Genomic DNA, 17,655 nt, shown 5'->3' on the forward strand with positions numbered 1-17,655 from the left:
AAGTGGCATTCTTTTTACAAAGACTTGCATATCTATCATATTTGATCCAATAACTGTTATGTCTGACATAGATTTTTACCTCTTTTACAAAAAGCATAATTATCAATTTCTCATTCACAAAAAGATATATTATTAATCAACGATCTGATAGATCATTTGAGGCGCACTAGCTGATTTTGCAATTTCAATGTTATCGTATAATAAAGTTTTTACATCATCAATATCTTCGGAATTACTATAAATAGTAAGCAATGAGTCATCCTTACTGATAGGATCGCCTATTTTTTTATTTAATTCGATCCCCACACTGTAGTCTAATTTGTCAGATGCTTTTTGGCGTCCCCCACCTAACTGCATGCTAGCAATACCAATTTCATCTGCCTTTATTTTCGATACCACTCCAGATTCTCTTGCCGGCAAGTCAATTCTAAATTTAGCTTGTGGCATGATGCTATAATCATCTATAACACGACCATCACCGCCTTGATCGATAATCATTTTCCGGAAACATTCCAAAGCTGTTCCATCCGCAATTACCTTTTCCAACATTTTCTTGGCTTCATCAAAAGTTGCTGCTTTTTCACCTAAAACCACCATATAACTTCCAAGCGTCAACACCAGTTCTCTAACATCTTGTGGTCCCTTATTTTTCAGGATATCAATTGATTCTTCAATTTCTAGAGAGTTACCGATTTTGTTTCCTAGCGGCTGATTCATATCCGAAATAACGGCCATACATTTCAGACCGACGCCTTTACCGATATCAACCAAGGCTTGTGCAAGTTCGATAGAATCTTCTAGTGATTTCATAAAAGCTCCTGCCCCAGTTTTAACGTCAATAACAAGTGCATCTGTACCAGAAGCAATTTTCTTACTCATAATTGAACTAGCAATTAACGGAATTGAATCAACCGTCGCAGTTACATCACGAAGCGAATAAATTTTCTTATCTGCAGGTGCAATATCACCCGTAGCTCCAACAATCGCCAATTTATCTTTGGCAACTTGCTTAATAAATTCCTTTGAAGAAATTTCAACCTGATAACCTGGAATAGCCTCTAACTTATCTAAAGTTCCGCCAGTATGACCCAATCCTCTACCAGAGATCATAGGAACAGGTATCCCTGTTGCCGCAACTACCGCAGCAAGTGGCAAACTGACCTTATCACCAACTCCTCCTGTAGAATGCTTGTCAACTTTAATACCTGGAATTGAAGTTAAATTTAATTGATCACCCGACTGCATCATTTTCATTGTGAGTTCTAGGCGCTCTTTACTAGTCATATCTTTAAAATAGACAGCCATTAAAAACGCACTGATTTGATAATCAGGAATTGTTTGGTTTACAACACCATCAACAAAATACTGAATTTCTTTTGCATTTAACTCGCCGCCATTACGTTTTTTGGCTATTACATCTACCATTCTCATGTCATTGTTCCTCCTTGTATGAATTAGCAAGCGCTTTTATTTTAATTCCGATAAAAAGCTTTTTCCTACACCTGTTCCCGACACTTCAAAGTTATCTGCCACTGTTGCCCCGAAGTCTGCAAAAGTTTGCCGTGATCCTAACGACTTTGAATCTTCCATACTTGGCGAATAAACCAGCAATGGTACATTTTCACGTGTATGATCTGTGCCCTTAAATCCCGGGTCATTTCCATGATCAGCAGTAATAATTAATAAATCATCGTATCGCATATTTTCTAAAACGACTCCCAATCTCTTGTCGAAATTCATTAATTCTTTACCAAATCCAATTGGGTTTCTACGGTGCCCATATAATGCATCAAAATCAACCAAATTTACGAAACAAAAACCAGTGAAGTCTTGGTTCATCACATAGTCAACATGTTCCATACCATCTAAATTACTCTCATTATGAAAGACCTCATCTAGGCCTTGTCCTGAAAAAATATCATTAATTTTACCTATACCATATGTTTTTACGTGCCCTTGCAAATAGTCCAGATCTGTTTTACCCGTTGGTTTTAAAGAAAAATCATGCCGATGCGAAGTACGTGTGAAATGTCCAGACTTCTTTCCGATAAAAGGCCTTGCGATAACACGACCAACTGTATATTCTGGACCATTGACTAGTGTACGTGTATATTCACAGATACGATATAATTCATCTACAGGAATAACATCTTCATGCGCAGCTATCTGTAAAACAGAATCACCTGAGGTATAAATAATCAATTCCCCAGTTTCTAATTGTCTGTCTCCCAGTTCATCAATAATTTTGGTACCAGATTCAGGGCGATTTCCAATAATTTTTCTTCCTGAAAAGTCAGAAATTTTATTTAATAACTTTGCGGGAAATCCCTTAGGAAAAAAGCTTAATTCCTGCATTACTGGTAAACCCATCATTTCCCAATGTCCATCCATGCTATCTTTGCCCACAGATTTTTCCTGCATTTTACCAAAATATCCAAGAGGTTCTTTTACCTTGGGTACACCCAAAATTTCCGCATTACGCAAATTTGAAATTCCTAAACGTTGTAAATTAGGAATTTTCAAATTACCTTCATAAGCCTGACCTACATGTCCTAAGGTATCAGAACCTTCATCATCGAATTTACTTGCATCAGTTGCTGCTCCAGTTCCTACCGAATCTAGTACAATACCAAAAATACGTTTATACCTCATAATGTCCTCCTATAAATTTTCCAAGTAGCTTTTTAATGTAAGCCTTATCATTTATAGCTTTATTCTCTCACTTATTTTTACAATTGCAAATAAAATAAATGAAATTTTGTTCAAAAAGTATAAAAACTTTTAAAAGCTAGTTGGGGTCGCGTAATTATTGCCCATTTCAAGCGCCCATAAAAATCCCTAACTCCATAAAAAAAGAGTCAGGGATTTTTCTTATTCTTAAATTAAACTATTAGAGATTTAAGTTAGCCCTTTTTTGACATAAATAAAAGAAGTGTCCCTGAATAATTCATATTTTTAACATTTTCTTTTCCTATGCTTATTGTCACACGGTTTGGACGTGACCTGATTCTGCACCTGCTGGGTGTTTAAATTGAGTATATAAAAAGAGCACATCCTGTGCTATGGTTAAGTCGACAAAAACCAACATAGAATAGGAGTGCTCCATATGTCGACTTTACACCAACAAACCGTTAGCTTCAACAAAAATTTGGTCCTTTCTAATAATGGTGGTAATTTATCCAATGATGCGGGACTGGTTTTAGTGGCCGAGTTTATGCAGCAGCTCCACTTCAAACGTTTAATCCAGGAAAACCTGCAGTTTAAAGATCAGCGTAAGTTCTACAAGTACCATAAGAATCACCTGTTTAAGCAGCTGTTAACCCAGTTGATTGCCGGTTATTTTAATGATACTGCCGCTAATACACTGACCGCGGACCTGAGCTTTAAGCTCGTCTTGGATAATTTAGTTGCTTCGCAACCCACGCTTTCACGCTTTATTAACCAAGTTTCCGCCGATGAGTTGACCGGAGTCACAAATTTAGTTACTCAGTTAGCGCAGTTAGTGATCACCCAAAAGAAGCAACACCAGCTGATCATGGATCTTGATTCAACTCATTCGGATACTTTCGGTCACCAAGATGGCAGCGATTTTAATACCCATTATCAAACGAACGGCTATCATCCCCTGTTAGCCTTTGATAATTTTTCGGGTTGCCTCTTAGGAGCTAAATTACGCCCAGGCAACGAATATACTTCCAAAAATGCGGAAGATTTTTTGGAGCTGCTGCTTAAACAATACGAAGCTTTAGATTTATTGGTGCGGGCTGACTCAGGTTTTGCCAAACCAGAAATTTACGCTGCTTGTGAAGATGCCGGGGCCAAGTTTACGATTCGTCTCAAGGCTAACCCTAAGTTACAGCGGATCGCCGAGCACCTGATCCGTGTCGGTCAACCAGGAGAGAACTTCACCCAAAAGGAGGTGCAGTGGCATCGTTTAACTGACTATCAACCAGACACTTGGGAACGCGCTTATCCCGTGATCGTTAAATCAACTCGTCCCGCGGGCGAGTTACTCTTTAAGCATGAGTTTATCGTGGCTAATTTGGAAATAACTTTTGCCAGTGACGTCTTCGAGATTTATCATCAACGTGGTGCCATGGAAGATTTGATCAAAGAAGTCAAAGGCGGCTTTGATTTTGACAAAACAGATAGCTCTAATTTCACCGCTAACCAATTTAGAATGTTGCTGGCCAGCGTGGCTTATAACTTGATCCAAGCTATGAAAAAATTAGTGCTCCCAGCTGAATTAAGCAATGCCACGATCACCACTTTACGCTTTAAACTCTTTCATCTAGCTGGCAGAGTGACGCAACATGCACGTAAGTTGTGGCTGCATCTTTCTAGTACCAATGTTTTTGATAGTTTATATTGGCAAACCTTGTTTAGGATCCAAGAATTTCAACTTAGTAGTAATTAAAAAATTTTTTTTAAAAAATTTAAGTCCGACCAAGGGGGTAGTCTACCCTTTTGACACCGATCAAAAATGAAATTGTCTTAAAAAGAATTCAACAACACTACAAAAGGGTTGCAGGTTAAATTTTAACTGAATTAAACACGAATTAAACGTTAAAAAAGCAAAATTGCCTTTTATGAAACAAAGTATGAATTATTCAGGTTAAACAATAATAGCTGTTCAAAACTCAAAATAACTCTGAGTTTTGAATTAAAAAAATATAATTAGCATAAAAATAACCAAGTAAATACATATTTTTTGATTTACTAATCCTTGGTCTGTATTAACTTGGTTATTTTAAATTGGTCATCTGCCATCCCAACGTGAAGATATATCATTGTTGATTCCCAATGCATCTAAGGTTTTCATCGTCTGATGGTCCACAAGGTCTTGAATAGAAGAAGGATGGTTATAAAAGGCTGGAATCGGGGGAATGATCTGGGCCCCAATTTTAGCTAATTTAGTTAAATTTTCAAGATGGATCACGCTTAAAGGCGATTCACGAGGAACTATCACAAGTTTTCGTTGTTCCTTAAGTATGACATCGGCTGCCCGACCAACCAAATTATCAGCAAATCCATTGGCTATACCTGCGATAGTTTTCATACTTGCGGGAACAACGACCATACCATCAACTAAAAAAGAACCGCTAGCAATTTTGGCAGCTTGATCTCGCTCGTCGTATACATAATCAGCCAAAGAGTTGATTTCATTTAACTGATAATTTGTCTCCAGTGCAAGATTTTGCTTAGCCCACTTACTCATTACTAGGTGAGTTTCAACATTGGATAACTGCTGAGTTTTTTTCAAAAGATCAACTGCATAGATTGTTCCCGATGCTCCGGAAACTCCAATAATAATTTTTTTCATTGTTGATTACTCCAAATATTTTTTCCAGTCTGGAACCTTCATAAACTGCGCTCTTTCAAACTGGTCTTTCATGTCGAATGGAACAGTCCCATCAACAACTAACTTGGAACTCATTCCACGAAAACGAATTGATTTCGGATCATATTCGGGACGTTCAGAGGGATCCAATGGATGATTACGCATCCCAGAAAGTACCATGATATCTTTATCAGCCTGGAACCTGGTATTAATCGTCCAAACAACATCATTCATATCGAAAATATCAACATCTTCGTCAACTAAAAATACAGTCTTTAGTTCTTTAAAAGCAGAGAATGCAAGTAAAGCTGCTTGACGTTGAATACCTTCATCTGCTTCGTTTTCTTTATGAATCTGCATAATAGTCATCAACTTGCCACCGCCCGCTGATGGATTATAAACCTTAGTAACCTTACCAGGAATAGCCTTATTGACTAATTGTAAAATGCTTGCTTCAGTCGGAATTCCTGCCATGCTGACGTGTTCTTCACTTGGCCCGATCACACTTTGCATAATTGGATCTTTACGATGGGTAACGGCCGTAACTTTTATAACTTGAACTGCAGGATTAGCATCACCATCATAACCTGGAAATTCGGGCATTGCTTTACCTGTACGAGTATTGATATCTTCTTGCATTCTTTCGTTAGGCATAATATAGCCTTCTAAAGTATATTCAGCCCGTGCAATTGCTTTTTCATCTACTGAAACACCATTGACCAATTCAACAGGCTGGTTACGAATCGAACCTGCAACCCCTAACTCATTGTAACCAAGAGGAGTTGTTGGCGGCTCGAATGTTGTACCAATCGTTACTGCTGGGTCAAGTCCAATATTGATCGTAACAGGCATCGGCTTATTAGCCTTTTCGTATTCTTCAGCAAAAGCCCCAATATGTCTTCCGCCAGGCATAATATAAATTCCCAACTTATCTTTTCCTTCAATGCACATACGATGGATAGTCACATCTGACATCGTCTTATCCATGTTAGACCCTAAAACTACACCAACTGTAATATAAGGACCAGCATCTTGGGGTGTGTTTGTAGGAGCAGCGACTAACTTACGAATATCAAAATTCTTATCTGTTGCATGGTGCACAACTTCATGCGTAGGTGCATCCTTTTCGTCAACCAAAACTGGAGGAACCGGTTTCGAAACTGCTTCATTAAAGAATTGACCTAATGTCTGATAATCATGATGGAGCATTTTTCCTACACGTCTCCGACTGGCCATTAAGCCAATCAAAACACGTGTACTAGGAAAGCCTTTGACATTATTAAACATCATCGCAGGTCCTTCTTGTGTTGGACGTTCAACTGTCCCACCAGCACCAATGTATCGATAAACACCGGCTAATTCAGCTTCTGGATCAACTTCGACATCTGTTTCATGATAGTTTTTGGGATCATCTTTGATCTCAGACAAAACTTTACGCAAATCCCATTTGTCTTCACCCATATATCTCAACTCCTATTAACAAAATTTTCCTGAAAATATAGATAACTAACAGAGTTCTTTAATGTCTACTAACTATACTTTCTAAGTATATTTTTAGTATATGTGATAAAAGTACAAAGTATCAATTTTAATTTGGCAAAGGTCTTATTCCTAAAACGAATAATAACGGCATTGAAGTTCAAACACATATATCTGACAGCAAAAATTATTAAAGGAAAACACGATTTCAATCTAGTAAGCACCAAAAAAGCCGCTCGTTCCCTCAAGAACAAACGGCTTAGATTGGCTTAAAATATTATTTTGACTCGGTTCCCTAGATCGACGATTTAAAAATACCAAACAAATTTTTTTCAATTGTTTAAGAACTCATTTAATCTTGAGTAGCGTCAAAAACATAATCATCGTTATATACTTGTATGCGGTATGCACGATAAACATAAGCCTTAGAAGCAGGGTTTTTAATTGTCAGGTTAAATACTTGTTTACCGTCTGGAGTAACTTCGATAATATTACTTTCCTGCCCCTTCTTTTTATATCCAAAAGTAATTAAATAGTTTCCATTACTTTGTTTTTCAGTATAACCAATAATAGGAGTAAAGTTCTCCTGGCCCAAGCTCTTCCCGTATGACCATGTTTGTTTAATAGTCATCTTCTTGGCATCTACCCGATATTGTACTCCTTCAGAATATTTGCCTGAGGTCTTCTTATTACCATTAGTAACAGCAATATTATTATTATAAAGTAATATATCCGTCTTGCTGGCATCACTGTTTAAATCTTTTAAGATGTATAAACCGTGCTGTCCGCCTGTTGTCGTAGTAGTATTTCCATCTTTTTTCAACAAATACTTGCGATATTTTTGTGGCCAGTCCTTTTTACTCTTACCATTGTAGATCCATTTTATTTTGTTAGTATTATAGTCTAATTTCATGATCAGATCTTGGTTCCTACTAGAGATCACAATACTATGATCATTACTGTCATAATCAACTGCATTTTGATGCAGCCAATCAACGTCGCCGCTGCTATCTTTCTTATATTTCATCCACATCGACTTAGGCAAAATCTTCTTGAAGTCAATTATCTTAACTATTTTACCGGATTTATGCGAAATTTCTACTAAGACATCTTCTTTATACTTAGACCCATCGGAAACTGTCGCTAATATATTATGGTTAGGCAATTCCAACAAGTCGTGATGAATAACAGTCTTTTCTTTTTCTCCACCATCGCTGCTACCTGTTTTATGGGCAAAACTATACTCTTTGTATACTCGCCCTAGCCAATCGGTTTCAACTAAATCATTATAGAGTTGTGAACTCTTTTTCTCTTTAGTTAATATCATTAAGCGTCCCTTAGACCATTGTTCAACTGTATGTTGCGAATAATTAGTTGAATACCACCGTACTTGACCATCACTATCAACAGCGAAAGGTTCCTTTGTGGTCCGGTTCATTAACGTTAATTTATTATGCCCAGAAGAAATCTTAGTTGTATCTTTCTTTGATACGCTAATCTTTGCTCGTTTAATGTAAGTCGGCAAATCCCCAGTCTTTAAAGTAACATTTTTGGTCGCTGTCTGCCCATTTTTATATGTGACATGCAGTGTGACACGATTAGAATAATTAGCGTATAACCCGACTACTGGTACTTGATGACTCTTGGTATAACCGCCATTTACGGTATTCGTGATTGAAGTTCCTTCACTTTTTCCTTGAACAGTATAAGTAACTTTAGCCGCTTTATTAGTCTTAAATGTAATTAAAGCAGTCAGCGGAGATGTTTCGTATGGATTTACTTTGATGTATGGGGATGCCAGTGTATAGTTACTGTTCTTGGCTGCGGAACTATATTCTTGTGTTAATTTTTTCTGATTTTTTTGCCTAGAAAAAATAATTTTTGACCCAATATTTTTCTTAATACTTTTATTCGAGAGGGTAGTATCAGACCTCTGGGTGCTGGCTGAATTTTTAGATGAACAACCATAACAGACCAGTGCTGTAAATGCCATTACTAATAACAAACCCGTTTTTAGTTTTTTACTTTTTCTTTTCAAAAAATAACTCCTCCTTAAATATCATTTTCTCTGGATTTAAAACAAAATGTTTGCAACGTTTATTATCATAAAAGGGTTGGCTTAAAATAAGCTTAAACTTTAATTATTTGTTCATATCTTTTCTTTCTGTGATGGTCTATAAAACATCAGTGCCACCATCGATCTTTAGTACTTCTCCAGTAACAAATTCATTTTGTATCAAAAAAAGATAACCACTTGCAACCTCTGAGATTTTTGCGACCCGTTTTAAAGGTGTCTCTCCCCATCTGACTTGCCTACTTTTTCATTCCTTTTTAATTCGTATTATGCCACGACGGTCCGGTTGGAGTCCAGATGAGCAGGATACTATCATGTTAACATGAATATGTAGAGCTGTTTCGATCACTAGACCTTGCGCCATTGTGTTAATAGCTTGATTTTCAATGAACGCATCTGAAACATTGCCGGATATTCGCCAGTTTCAAAAGTAAGAGTCACTGAGACATCATTATTAATAGAACAACTTACTTTGCCAAACTCAAATTGGCAAAGTATTATTTACAACGAACATAGTGTTTTGGTTAAATTCCATTCAAAAAGATGATGTAGTGGTATGCAAAATCGTTGCTCGACTTACACCATATTTTAAAACAGACATAAAAAATCCCCGATTCCTCAAAAAGAGTCAGGGATTTTATTTATATCTAGATTAAAGCTTTTCTTTATTAACCACGTTTAGCTTGTCGTCCAAGTCGTAAACAACTGGTTGGCCTGTAGCCATTTCCAAGCTGACGATATCATCATCTGAGATACTTTCAAGATACTTAGTCAAAGCACGCAATGAGTTACCGTGGGCTGCAATGATCACGTTCTTGCCGTCCAAAAGGTCTGGAGCAATATGGTCTTCCCAGAATGGCATTACACGTTCCAAAGTAACCTTCAAGTTTTCGCCGCCAGGAACAACATGTGGATCCAAGTTAGCATAACGACGTTCCTTAACAGCAGAACCTTCGTCGTCAGCTTTCAACAATGGAGGTAATACATCGTATGAACGACGCCATGTATGAACTTGTTCTTCACCAAATTTTTCAGCGGCTTCTTTTTTGTTTTGGCCTTGTAATGCACCATAATGACGTTCGTTTAAGCGCCATGTCTTAGTCTCAGGGATCCATAATTGGCCACTTTCTTCCAAGGCAATGTGTAAAGTCTTGATAGCACGTGTCAAAACAGATGTATAAGCTTGATCAAATTCGATCCCAGCTTCTTTAAGTTTTTTACCTGCTTCTGTAGCTTCCTGTACACCTTTTTCGCTTAGGTCAACGTCAACCCAGCCAGTAAAAAGGTTTTCTAAGTTCCATTCACTTTGTCCATGACGGATAAATACTAATTTTGGCATATCTTGTACAGACCTCTTTCTTTTTATTTTTATTCTACAAATTCATTTTACACTGAATTTTAGAAAATTAACAGTATTTTGTGAAAATTTACGCTTGGTTTTCTTGCAGTGTTTTCACTAAGGATGAAACAGCCGCTTGTAAATTTTCTGGAGTTGTTGCCAAGTTGATACGAATATGACCAGCACCACTTTTACCAAACATACTTCCAAAATCAACGGCCAGTTTAGCTTGATCTTGCACCACATGTTTTAGATCTTCAGGCGCAACGACCCCTGATAGATCGACCCAGGCCAAGTAGGTTCCTTCTTGGTCAGTCAACTTGATTTCTGGAAATGCTGCTTGTAAGTGTTCTTTGAGATAATTATAGTTATCTCTTACTATTGCCAGTAAACCGTCTAGCCAATCAGCACCATCGCGATAAGCAGCTTCACCGGCTACCAAGCCTAAAATATTGCTTGCAGGCCCATGTAAAATTTCTTGCTGTTGATCGTAACGGTCACGTAATTGTGGGTTAGGGATCACAACGTGGCTGATCAATAAGCCTGCCATATTGAAGGTCTTCGATGGCGAATCGACCATGATCATATTATCCCGATAAAAACCATCTTTGATCGATAAAGCCGATACGAATTTTTTATCAGATGGCAACAGATCATGATGGATCTCATCACTAATAACTATGACCTGTTCTTTACGGCACAATTCTAATAGGTCAGTTAATTCTTGTTCTGTCCACACACGTGCCACCGGGTTATGTGGGTTACACAACATTAAAACTTTGACGTCGTTAGCAACCATTTGCTCTTCCATTTTCTCTAAGTCCATTTTGTATTCCGAACCAAAATCAACTAACTGGTTAGCAACTACCTGGCGTCCGTTATTTTCGACAACATGTCGAAAAGGATGATAGACCGGTTCTTGGATCATCACAGAATCCCCTGGTTCGGTCAAAAATTGTAACAACGTACTTAATGATTGCACGACCCCCGTCCCAAAACGAAGCCAATCTTTATGCAATTCAATGCCGTAACGCTCTTTTTGCCAGTTGAAATAAGCATCATAATATCCCTCTGGTGTGATCGAATATCCAAACGCACCGTGAGCGACTCGTTGTTGTAAAGCTTTGATCGAACTTTCAGGGATCTTAAATTCAGTATCTGCGACCCACAAAGGGTACAGATCGGAACGTCCAAATTCTTCTTGCATGCCATCCCATTTAACAGCCGATGTATTGCGCCGGTCAACTCCATATTTGGACAAAAATTCTTCTTTATTCACTTACTCGTTTCTCCTTTTTTCTATGTTTTTCCTTGGATCTATCGCTTAAATCACCTTTAGAAGATTTGATTCCCATGACTTCTAACAAGAAGATGAAAATTGGTATCCCCACGATCAATCCCCATGTGCCAAAAATATGTTGCGAAACAAACAACACTACGAAAGTGTAAAAAATTGGTAAATTCGTCTTGCTAGACATTAGTTTTGGATTTAACACATATGATTCTAACGCGTGGATCAATAATAACATGATCAAAACATACGCAACTAACTTGACCCCGCCTTCTGTGTATGCGATCAGTGACATTGGTATCGCTGAAATGATCACTCCAGCCACCGGGATCATACTCAATATAAAGATCATGACCACTAAAGTATCAAGTTGCGGCATTTTCATCAAGCTTAAACCGATCAAAGTCAACACAGTATTTGCGATCGCGATCAGAAACTGAGCTTCTAAAACGACCCCAAAAGTGTTCACGAAGATGTTCGCAAAATAACGGATATCCTTAAAGAACCAGGAATAAGGTCCGCTTAAGAAATTACGTGAAAATGAAAACATCTGCTCTTTTTCGACTGTGAAAAAGAAACTCAGCAATAATGCCATTAATACTGAAACCCCAAAAGAACCTAAGGTCGTAATCGATTGAACCAAGAAAGCTGCACCATTTTTTAACTGCGCCATGATATCCGATTTGCTTAGATAATCACTAATATATCCCAAAACGTCGTTAGTGCCTTGTGGCGGATTTTGATAAAAGGCGATCACCGAACGCACCAGTTCTTCAAACTGGCTAAAGATCTTAGGTGCGTAATTAGTCACCACAAAATAAATTCCGAATAAAATCAGCGCGTAAACTACGATCACGATCAACATACTTGGAATTTTAACTTTCTTTTGAATAAAATTGATCAATTGTACAACTAAGAAAGTAAAAATAAAGGTCAACAAAATTGTGTTCATTAAGCCGCGAAACGCATATAGTACAATGACAAGCAATGCTAAAACTACCGCACGTCGCAAACGAACATTATTAATAAACTTCTCCCAAATACTCATTAGTCTCTCCTCTCAGCTTGCCAACTATATGTAATTTTTTGCAACATCAGTCAGCCCAAAAGTACCTTATTTAAAGATATAATGCTATTCTACCTTAATTACTTACTAAAGTAATGAAAAAAGCAAAAAATAAAACACTCATTTTCCACCAGAGCAAAGTTTACAAAAACAAATATGTTTATCTTTAATTTTAAATATCCAATAATTGTGCAGGTTGTTCTAATAAATAATTTGGCCGTTCGGCTTTGATCGCATGCAGATCATAAGCGCCCCATCCTGCAGCAGCCGTTTTTACACCTGCTCTTTTACCCATTTGTAAATCAAAGACCGCATCACCGATCATCACTGCTTGTTGTTTATTTAATTGGTATTTGTCGATGAGCTTAAAAATTCCTTCCGGGGCAGGTTTATAATTGTCTACCAAATCAGAACCGATCAGATCAGTAAAGTATTGACCGATCCCGAGTTTGTCTAAATTACGTGCTAATGGAGCTGAGCTCTTACTTGAAACAACATACAATTGATGTTTTGTATCTTTTAACCCCTCCAAAGCTTCCTTGATCCCTGGAAATAAATGTGTATTTTGAGCTTCGATCGATGAATAATAGTCACGAAATTCCGCGTACATTTTTTGTAGTTGAACGTCATTAGCATCCAAATTAGCCCACATTGGAAAAGAGGTCTCGATCGGCAATCCCATTTCTGAAAAAATCATTTCTCTAGTTGGTACCGGCTTTGAAGCATCTGTAAAAACCTTTTGCACTGATTCAACTGAAGCTTCGCCTGAATTAGCCAATGTATTGTCAAAATCAAACAAATAAGTCTCCATTCTGATTCATCCCTTACTTTTATTATCAAACTGTTAGCTTGATTTTAACATTTTACCCATTACTTGTTCAGAAATTTCCGAATATTGTCGCAAAAAAACGGGAGTGAAACAAAAGATGTTTTGAAGTCGATTTGTAACGGTTATTTTGGGTCGTTGCAAAACGATGAAACATAATAAAGCAACCATCGTTGTTACAGTATGGTTTCAATCTTTTGGAATATGTTTAAGGGCCACTGATCTAACCCATTAAATGAGATATATCAGTGACCCTTTTAGGATCGCACAGCTAATTATACTTCAGCTTTGCTTATCTAATTCTATTTATTTTTGTTCAAATGCAAAGGAAATGTGATAAGTCTTCTTTTCATTTCTCTTTAACACAACATCACCGAAGTTTTCATGGTTGATCGCATCCGGTAGTTGTTGAGCTTCCAAAGCTACCCCTTCGCCCGGCAGAGCGTCCATTACTCCATCGCGTGACAACTTGATCCCACTATCGATCTCTGGCATAGTGTACATTACTAAACCAGTACCCTCACTTTCGATCGTAATTTGACGGCCACTTTCGTTATCCCGCAAAACTGCTGTTGGTTTTGTTGCCATCCCTGGGCCATTGACTACAAATGCATCATCAAAGCCACCATTTTCATCATCTGCTTCCTTTAAATTTTTAAATTTTCGGAAGTCATATGGCGTATCATCAACTTGTAAAACACGTCCAGTTGGGATCGTTTCATCATCTGTTTCCAAATATTCATGACTATTGACCATAAGTGAATGAGTTGATAGATCACGCTTATCACTCAAATTAAAGTAAGTATGGCAAGTTGGATTAAAAAGTGTATCACGTTCACCATTCAAGGCACTATATGAGATAGTGACCTTATTATTATTATCCAAAGTATAAACCACAGTTGCTAAATAATTGCCTGGAAACCCATCACGTATTTCTTTGATATGTTTTTGGAAGACAACGCTCACGCTATTTGTCCCACGTGAAGTAGTATAGCCCCAGTTTAAGAAACGGTAACCTTGTGGTCCGCCATGCAAAGTATTCCCATTTTCATTAGTTGGTACTTGATACTTCTTACCATCGATCTCAAACTGTCCGTCCTTGATCCGACCAGCTACACGACCAATCGACTGGCAACAACAAAGAGAATTTTCATAGTATTGTCTTGCTGTATCAAACCCTAACAAGATATTTTGCTTGTCACCATCCTCTGATGGTATTAAAAACTCGTTCCAAGTTGCCCCCATCGTAAAGCATGATATTTCTGCTTCATTATCATTAACTAGCCTGATTTTTGTGACAACATGACCTTCATAATTTTCTACGACGCTGCGAAATATATCCATTAGATTCCCTCTTCTTTCTAACCGTGTCCTTTTCCTATTTTCCTTCTCTAGTGTACCGCATTTCATCAGTCTTTTAAAGCGGTTACATAAAAATGAATGGTTTTACACCGCTTTTCTAAAATTGGTATAGTTATTTAAAAATAATCATTCTATTTCCTTTAATACACGGACTAACACTTAAATCACACTTATACCCCAGTTTAAAAGGGTTTTTCTTTAAGCATTAATAATTATTTAACTATTTTCGCATTAAAAAAGCTTGCTTTTTATCAAATTGTAGAGTATGGTATATTACATCAAAGAGATAGGATAATTACATTGGAGGAATTAGTATGAATAATACTGCTGTAGAAAAAACTGAAGCACGGAAAGAAAAAGATAAAGAATGGACAATTTCGAATGACGCTGGGCATTATTTACGCGTAGTTTTTTCTGTTGCTTTAGAAAACAACATGAAAAATCTTCGTAATTTCTCTTTCAACAGATTTGAATCAGAACAGCTGAATAAACTTTCTCCACTTGTAGCTCATTTAACTGATGATTACGAGCTTAAAATTGATGACGCTGTGATCGGCAATGCATTTTTACCACTGGATGCCCAAGATGCACAATCACTTTTTAAAAAAATTGACTAAAGCTGATTGCTAGTTATTCCGCTCTTTTTATCAGCGACTATACTAGCCGCATTATTTTTACAACTGAATGGAAACCGGTTTAAAAAACCAGCTATTTAAAAACAAGCTATCTATACATGACATGGGAAATTTTTCCATGATAGACGGCTTGTTTTTTTATGTGCATTTTTCTACTTTCGACAATACTTAAGCACTCATGATTTTAGTCCTACTACTGTAGACAAAAACGTTACGCCTCTTTACTTATAATCCTGCACCGACAAAATACGCGTTGCATGGTGAAAAACTAGTACTTGCCGCTTACCTTTTTATTTCCATTCATCTATTATGCTATAAAAAAAGGCAACATAGCTTCCTATGTCGCCCTGAAACAATGATTTGTTAGTCGTTGTTATTTTAGCATAACAACTTTGCTTATTCCAAACGATACTATCTAATACTATTTCTTTTCAGCAATATCTACCAAAGCATCCTTGATATCATCAAGATCATCTTTGATGCCATGCAATAATTCAGCCGGCTCTTTAACATTAGGGCGATGCTTAACTCGGCCTAACGCTACCTTGTCTTGGTCACGGTGCTTTCGCTGTCTAGTGTACATATTCTGTTTAGCTGCTGAAGCGGCTTTAAAACCCGCATTAACAAAACCTGAAGCTGCTACGCCGGTTAAAAAAGCTGCTTGATTTAAATGATTCTGTACCCTGTGTTTCATCGTCGCTCACCCCATTTATTATTTAACTTAATCATAAGTTAAACCAACTGATTTGACAAGAAAGAAAGTGAGACAAAAGATTCTATGAAGCAGAAAGGTAAGTCACGTAAGTAAAAATGCAGCACTAACTCCATCAAAGTAAGTCGTACAAGTAGAAATACGACACCAACTTCTCCAAAGTAAGTCATACAAGTAAAAATGCGACACCAACTTCTCCAAAGTAAGCGTCACTTTTTAAAATGTGTTGCTAAGTATGCCAGAGTATGTATCACATTTGTAACGATGATTACGTTATCTTAGTTCGTAGCGAAACGAAGGACCAGAATAACACAATCATCGTTACAAATGAGTCTTCAATCTTTTGGAGCACGTTTAAAGGCCGTCGATTTAACCATTAAATGAATTAGATCGATGGCCCTTTTAGAATCACACAGTTAATTATCTTCCAGCCCTCTGATTTTCAAATCAAAGGGCACTATTTCTGTAAACAAAAAGGCAAAACGTTTCTATCGACGATTTGCCTTTCAAATATCACTGATCATCAGTCTTGATCAGCATATCCCTGTGGATGCGTTGAATGCCATTTCCAAGCTGTTGCAATGATCTTGTGAATATCGTCAAATTGTGGCTTCCAACCCAAAACTTCACGTGCTTTATCTGAAGCAGCAACCAAAGTGTCTGGATCGCCCCCACGACGAGGTGCTTTTTCGGCTGGGATCTCCTTTTCAGTAACATCACGTGCAGCTTCTAAGATCTGTTTGTTAGAAAAGCCTGTCGATGACCCAAGATTAAAGGCATTGGAGTTATTATTGTCCAGCAAGTATTTGACAGCTAGGATATGTGCATCTGCCAGATCAGTGGGATGGACATAATCCCGGACATTTGTCCCATCCGGAGTATCATAGTCATCGCCAAAAATCATCAGCTTATCTCTTTTACCCATTGCGACTTGCAACACGATCGGCAATAAATGAGTTTCTGGATGATGATCTTCACCAATCGAGCCATCTTCTTTAGCACCAGCCACATTAAAGTAACGTAGAGCTACAAATTTAATGCCATAGGCTTCATCAGACCAACGCATGATTTTTTCCATCATTAACTTGCTTTCACCATACGGGTTGATCGGTTTTTGTGGGTCACTTTCTTTGATCGGCATAGTTTTTGGGATCCCATAAGTAGCGGCCGTCGATGAAAAGACGATTTTTTTAACGCCCACCTCATTCATTACTTCCAGTAATTTGATCATACCTGCCGTATTATTGTCAAAATACTTCAATGGATCTGTCATTGATTCAGCTACTAATGAAAAAGCTGCAAAATGAATAACTGCTTTGATCGCAGGATTTTCTTTGAAGACTTTGCGCATAAAGTCTTGGTCGGAAAGATCTCCTTGATAAAATTTAGCTTGTTCATTGACCGCGGCTCTGTGCCCTGTTACCAGACTATCGACAACGACAACATCTTCACCTTTTTGTACTAAACGATCAACGGTGTGTGAGCCTATATAGCCCGCTCCACCCAATACTAATACTGCCATGAAACGAT

Annotated in this window: 14 protein-coding genes and 1 pseudogene; 2 read left to right on the forward strand and 13 right to left on the reverse strand. The window is 37.6% G+C overall.

Annotated elements, in window-relative coordinates; all coding sequences use genetic code 11:
• Positions 1–132: 132 nt before the first annotated feature.
• A complete protein-coding gene (locus LACPOB_RS0110240) occupies positions 133–1,431 on the reverse strand; it encodes a pyrimidine-nucleoside phosphorylase (protein WP_017868727.1) in 1,299 nt (432 codons plus the stop codon).
• A gap of 36 nt (positions 1,432–1,467) precedes the next feature.
• On the reverse strand, positions 1,468–2,652 hold the full coding sequence (locus LACPOB_RS0110245) for a phosphopentomutase (protein ID WP_017868728.1): 1,185 nt from the start codon (positions 2,650–2,652) through the stop codon (positions 1,468–1,470).
• Positions 2,653–3,106: 454 nt separating this feature from the next.
• Between LACPOB_RS0110245 and LACPOB_RS0110255 the strand changes: the two genes are divergently transcribed.
• Positions 3,107–4,417: an IS1380 family transposase gene (locus LACPOB_RS0110255; protein WP_017868730.1), complete on the forward strand. Its 1,311-nt coding sequence runs from the start codon at positions 3,107–3,109 to the stop codon at positions 4,415–4,417.
• A gap of 342 nt (positions 4,418–4,759) precedes the next feature.
• On the opposite strand, the gene LACPOB_RS0110260 is transcribed toward LACPOB_RS0110255, so the two are convergent.
• From LACPOB_RS0110260 to LACPOB_RS0110295, 9 genes and pseudogenes are all read right to left on the reverse strand, one after another.
• Positions 4,760–5,323 (reverse strand): UbiX family flavin prenyltransferase, encoded by a 564-nt coding sequence (locus LACPOB_RS0110260; RefSeq protein WP_017868731.1) that lies wholly within the window; start codon positions 5,321–5,323, stop codon positions 4,760–4,762.
• 6 nt (positions 5,324–5,329) lie between these two features.
• Positions 5,330–6,802: a UbiD family decarboxylase gene (locus tag LACPOB_RS0110265; RefSeq protein WP_017868732.1), complete on the reverse strand. Its 1,473-nt coding sequence runs from the start codon at positions 6,800–6,802 to the stop codon at positions 5,330–5,332.
• Between the two features lie 370 nt (positions 6,803–7,172).
• Positions 7,173–8,813 carry an aryl-sulfate sulfotransferase gene (locus tag LACPOB_RS0110270; RefSeq protein ID WP_146983680.1) on the reverse strand — a complete coding sequence of 547 codons (1,641 nt, stop codon included), beginning with the start codon at positions 8,811–8,813 and terminating at the stop codon, positions 7,173–7,175.
• A 181-nt stretch (positions 8,814–8,994) separates the two neighbouring features.
• A pseudogene (locus LACPOB_RS13310) lies at positions 8,995–9,108 on the reverse strand (short-chain dehydrogenase); the annotation flags it as partial.
• 438 nt (positions 9,109–9,546) lie between these two features.
• Entirely contained in the window at positions 9,547–10,233 is a 687-nt protein-coding gene (locus LACPOB_RS0110275) for a 2,3-diphosphoglycerate-dependent phosphoglycerate mutase (protein ID WP_017868734.1), read from the reverse strand.
• 88 nt (positions 10,234–10,321) lie between these two features.
• Complete coding sequence (locus LACPOB_RS0110280; protein WP_017868735.1) at positions 10,322–11,512, reverse strand: MalY/PatB family protein; 1,191 nt, start codon at positions 11,510–11,512, stop codon at positions 10,322–10,324.
• Positions 11,505–12,572 (reverse strand): AI-2E family transporter, encoded by a 1,068-nt coding sequence (locus LACPOB_RS0110285; RefSeq protein WP_017868736.1) that lies wholly within the window; start codon positions 12,570–12,572, stop codon positions 11,505–11,507. Before LACPOB_RS0110285 ends, LACPOB_RS0110280 begins: the two co-directional genes overlap by 8 nt.
• A 190-nt stretch (positions 12,573–12,762) precedes the next feature.
• Positions 12,763–13,401 (reverse strand): HAD family hydrolase, encoded by a 639-nt coding sequence (locus LACPOB_RS0110290; protein WP_017868737.1) that lies wholly within the window; start codon positions 13,399–13,401, stop codon positions 12,763–12,765.
• 321 nt (positions 13,402–13,722) lie between these two features.
• Entirely contained in the window at positions 13,723–14,760 is a 1,038-nt protein-coding gene (locus tag LACPOB_RS0110295; protein ID WP_017868738.1) for an aldose epimerase family protein, read from the reverse strand.
• A gap of 332 nt (positions 14,761–15,092) precedes the next feature.
• On the opposite strand from LACPOB_RS0110295, the gene LACPOB_RS0110300 reads away from it, so the two are divergent.
• Complete coding sequence (locus tag LACPOB_RS0110300) at positions 15,093–15,395, forward strand: hypothetical protein (protein ID WP_017868739.1); 303 nt, start codon at positions 15,093–15,095, stop codon at positions 15,393–15,395.
• A 439-nt stretch (positions 15,396–15,834) separates the two neighbouring features.
• On the opposite strand, the gene LACPOB_RS0110305 is transcribed toward LACPOB_RS0110300, so the two are convergent.
• Together LACPOB_RS0110305 and galE are read right to left on the reverse strand one after the other, a co-directional pair.
• Positions 15,835–16,107: a hypothetical protein gene (locus tag LACPOB_RS0110305; RefSeq protein WP_017868740.1), complete on the reverse strand. Its 273-nt coding sequence runs from the start codon at positions 16,105–16,107 to the stop codon at positions 15,835–15,837.
• Positions 16,108–16,648: 541 nt separating this feature from the next.
• A complete protein-coding gene (gene galE / locus LACPOB_RS0110310; RefSeq protein WP_017868741.1) occupies positions 16,649–17,647 on the reverse strand; it encodes a UDP-glucose 4-epimerase GalE in 999 nt (332 codons plus the stop codon).
• Positions 17,648–17,655: the final 8 nt, after the last annotated feature.

The organism is Ligilactobacillus pobuzihii E100301 = KCTC 13174, assembly GCF_000349725.1.
GTDB lineage: Bacteria > Bacillota > Bacilli > Lactobacillales > Lactobacillaceae > Ligilactobacillus > Ligilactobacillus pobuzihii.

Bases quoted from the DNA above. Each gene is read 5' to 3' on its own strand.
- LACPOB_RS0110240 (WP_017868727.1), bottom strand. From the start codon at position 1,431: ATGAGAATGGTAGATGTAATAGCCAAAAAACGTAATGGCGGCGAGTTA.
- LACPOB_RS0110245 (WP_017868728.1), bottom strand. From the start codon at position 2,652: ATGAGGTATAAACGTATTTTTGGTATTGTACTAGATTCGGTAGGAACT.
- LACPOB_RS0110255 (WP_017868730.1), top strand. From the start codon at position 3,107: ATGTCGACTTTACACCAACAAACCGTTAGCTTCAACAAAAATTTGGTC.
- LACPOB_RS0110260 (WP_017868731.1), bottom strand. From the start codon at position 5,323: ATGAAAAAAATTATTATTGGAGTTTCCGGAGCATCGGGAACAATCTAT.
- LACPOB_RS0110265 (WP_017868732.1), bottom strand. From the start codon at position 6,802: ATGGGTGAAGACAAATGGGATTTGCGTAAAGTTTTGTCTGAGATCAAA.
- LACPOB_RS0110270 (WP_146983680.1), bottom strand. From the start codon at position 8,813: ATGGCATTTACAGCACTGGTCTGTTATGGTTGTTCATCTAAAAATTCA.
- LACPOB_RS0110275 (WP_017868734.1), bottom strand. From the start codon at position 10,233: ATGCCAAAATTAGTATTTATCCGTCATGGACAAAGTGAATGGAACTTA.
- LACPOB_RS0110285 (WP_017868736.1), bottom strand. From the start codon at position 12,572: ATGAGTATTTGGGAGAAGTTTATTAATAATGTTCGTTTGCGACGTGCG.
- LACPOB_RS0110290 (WP_017868737.1), bottom strand. From the start codon at position 13,401: ATGGAGACTTATTTGTTTGATTTTGACAATACATTGGCTAATTCAGGC.
- LACPOB_RS0110295 (WP_017868738.1), bottom strand. From the start codon at position 14,760: ATGGATATATTTCGCAGCGTCGTAGAAAATTATGAAGGTCATGTTGTC.
- LACPOB_RS0110300 (WP_017868739.1), top strand. From the start codon at position 15,093: ATGAATAATACTGCTGTAGAAAAAACTGAAGCACGGAAAGAAAAAGAT.
- LACPOB_RS0110305 (WP_017868740.1), bottom strand. From the start codon at position 16,107: ATGAAACACAGGGTACAGAATCATTTAAATCAAGCAGCTTTTTTAACC.
- galE (WP_017868741.1), bottom strand. From the start codon at position 17,647: ATGGCAGTATTAGTATTGGGTGGAGCGGGCTATATAGGCTCACACACC.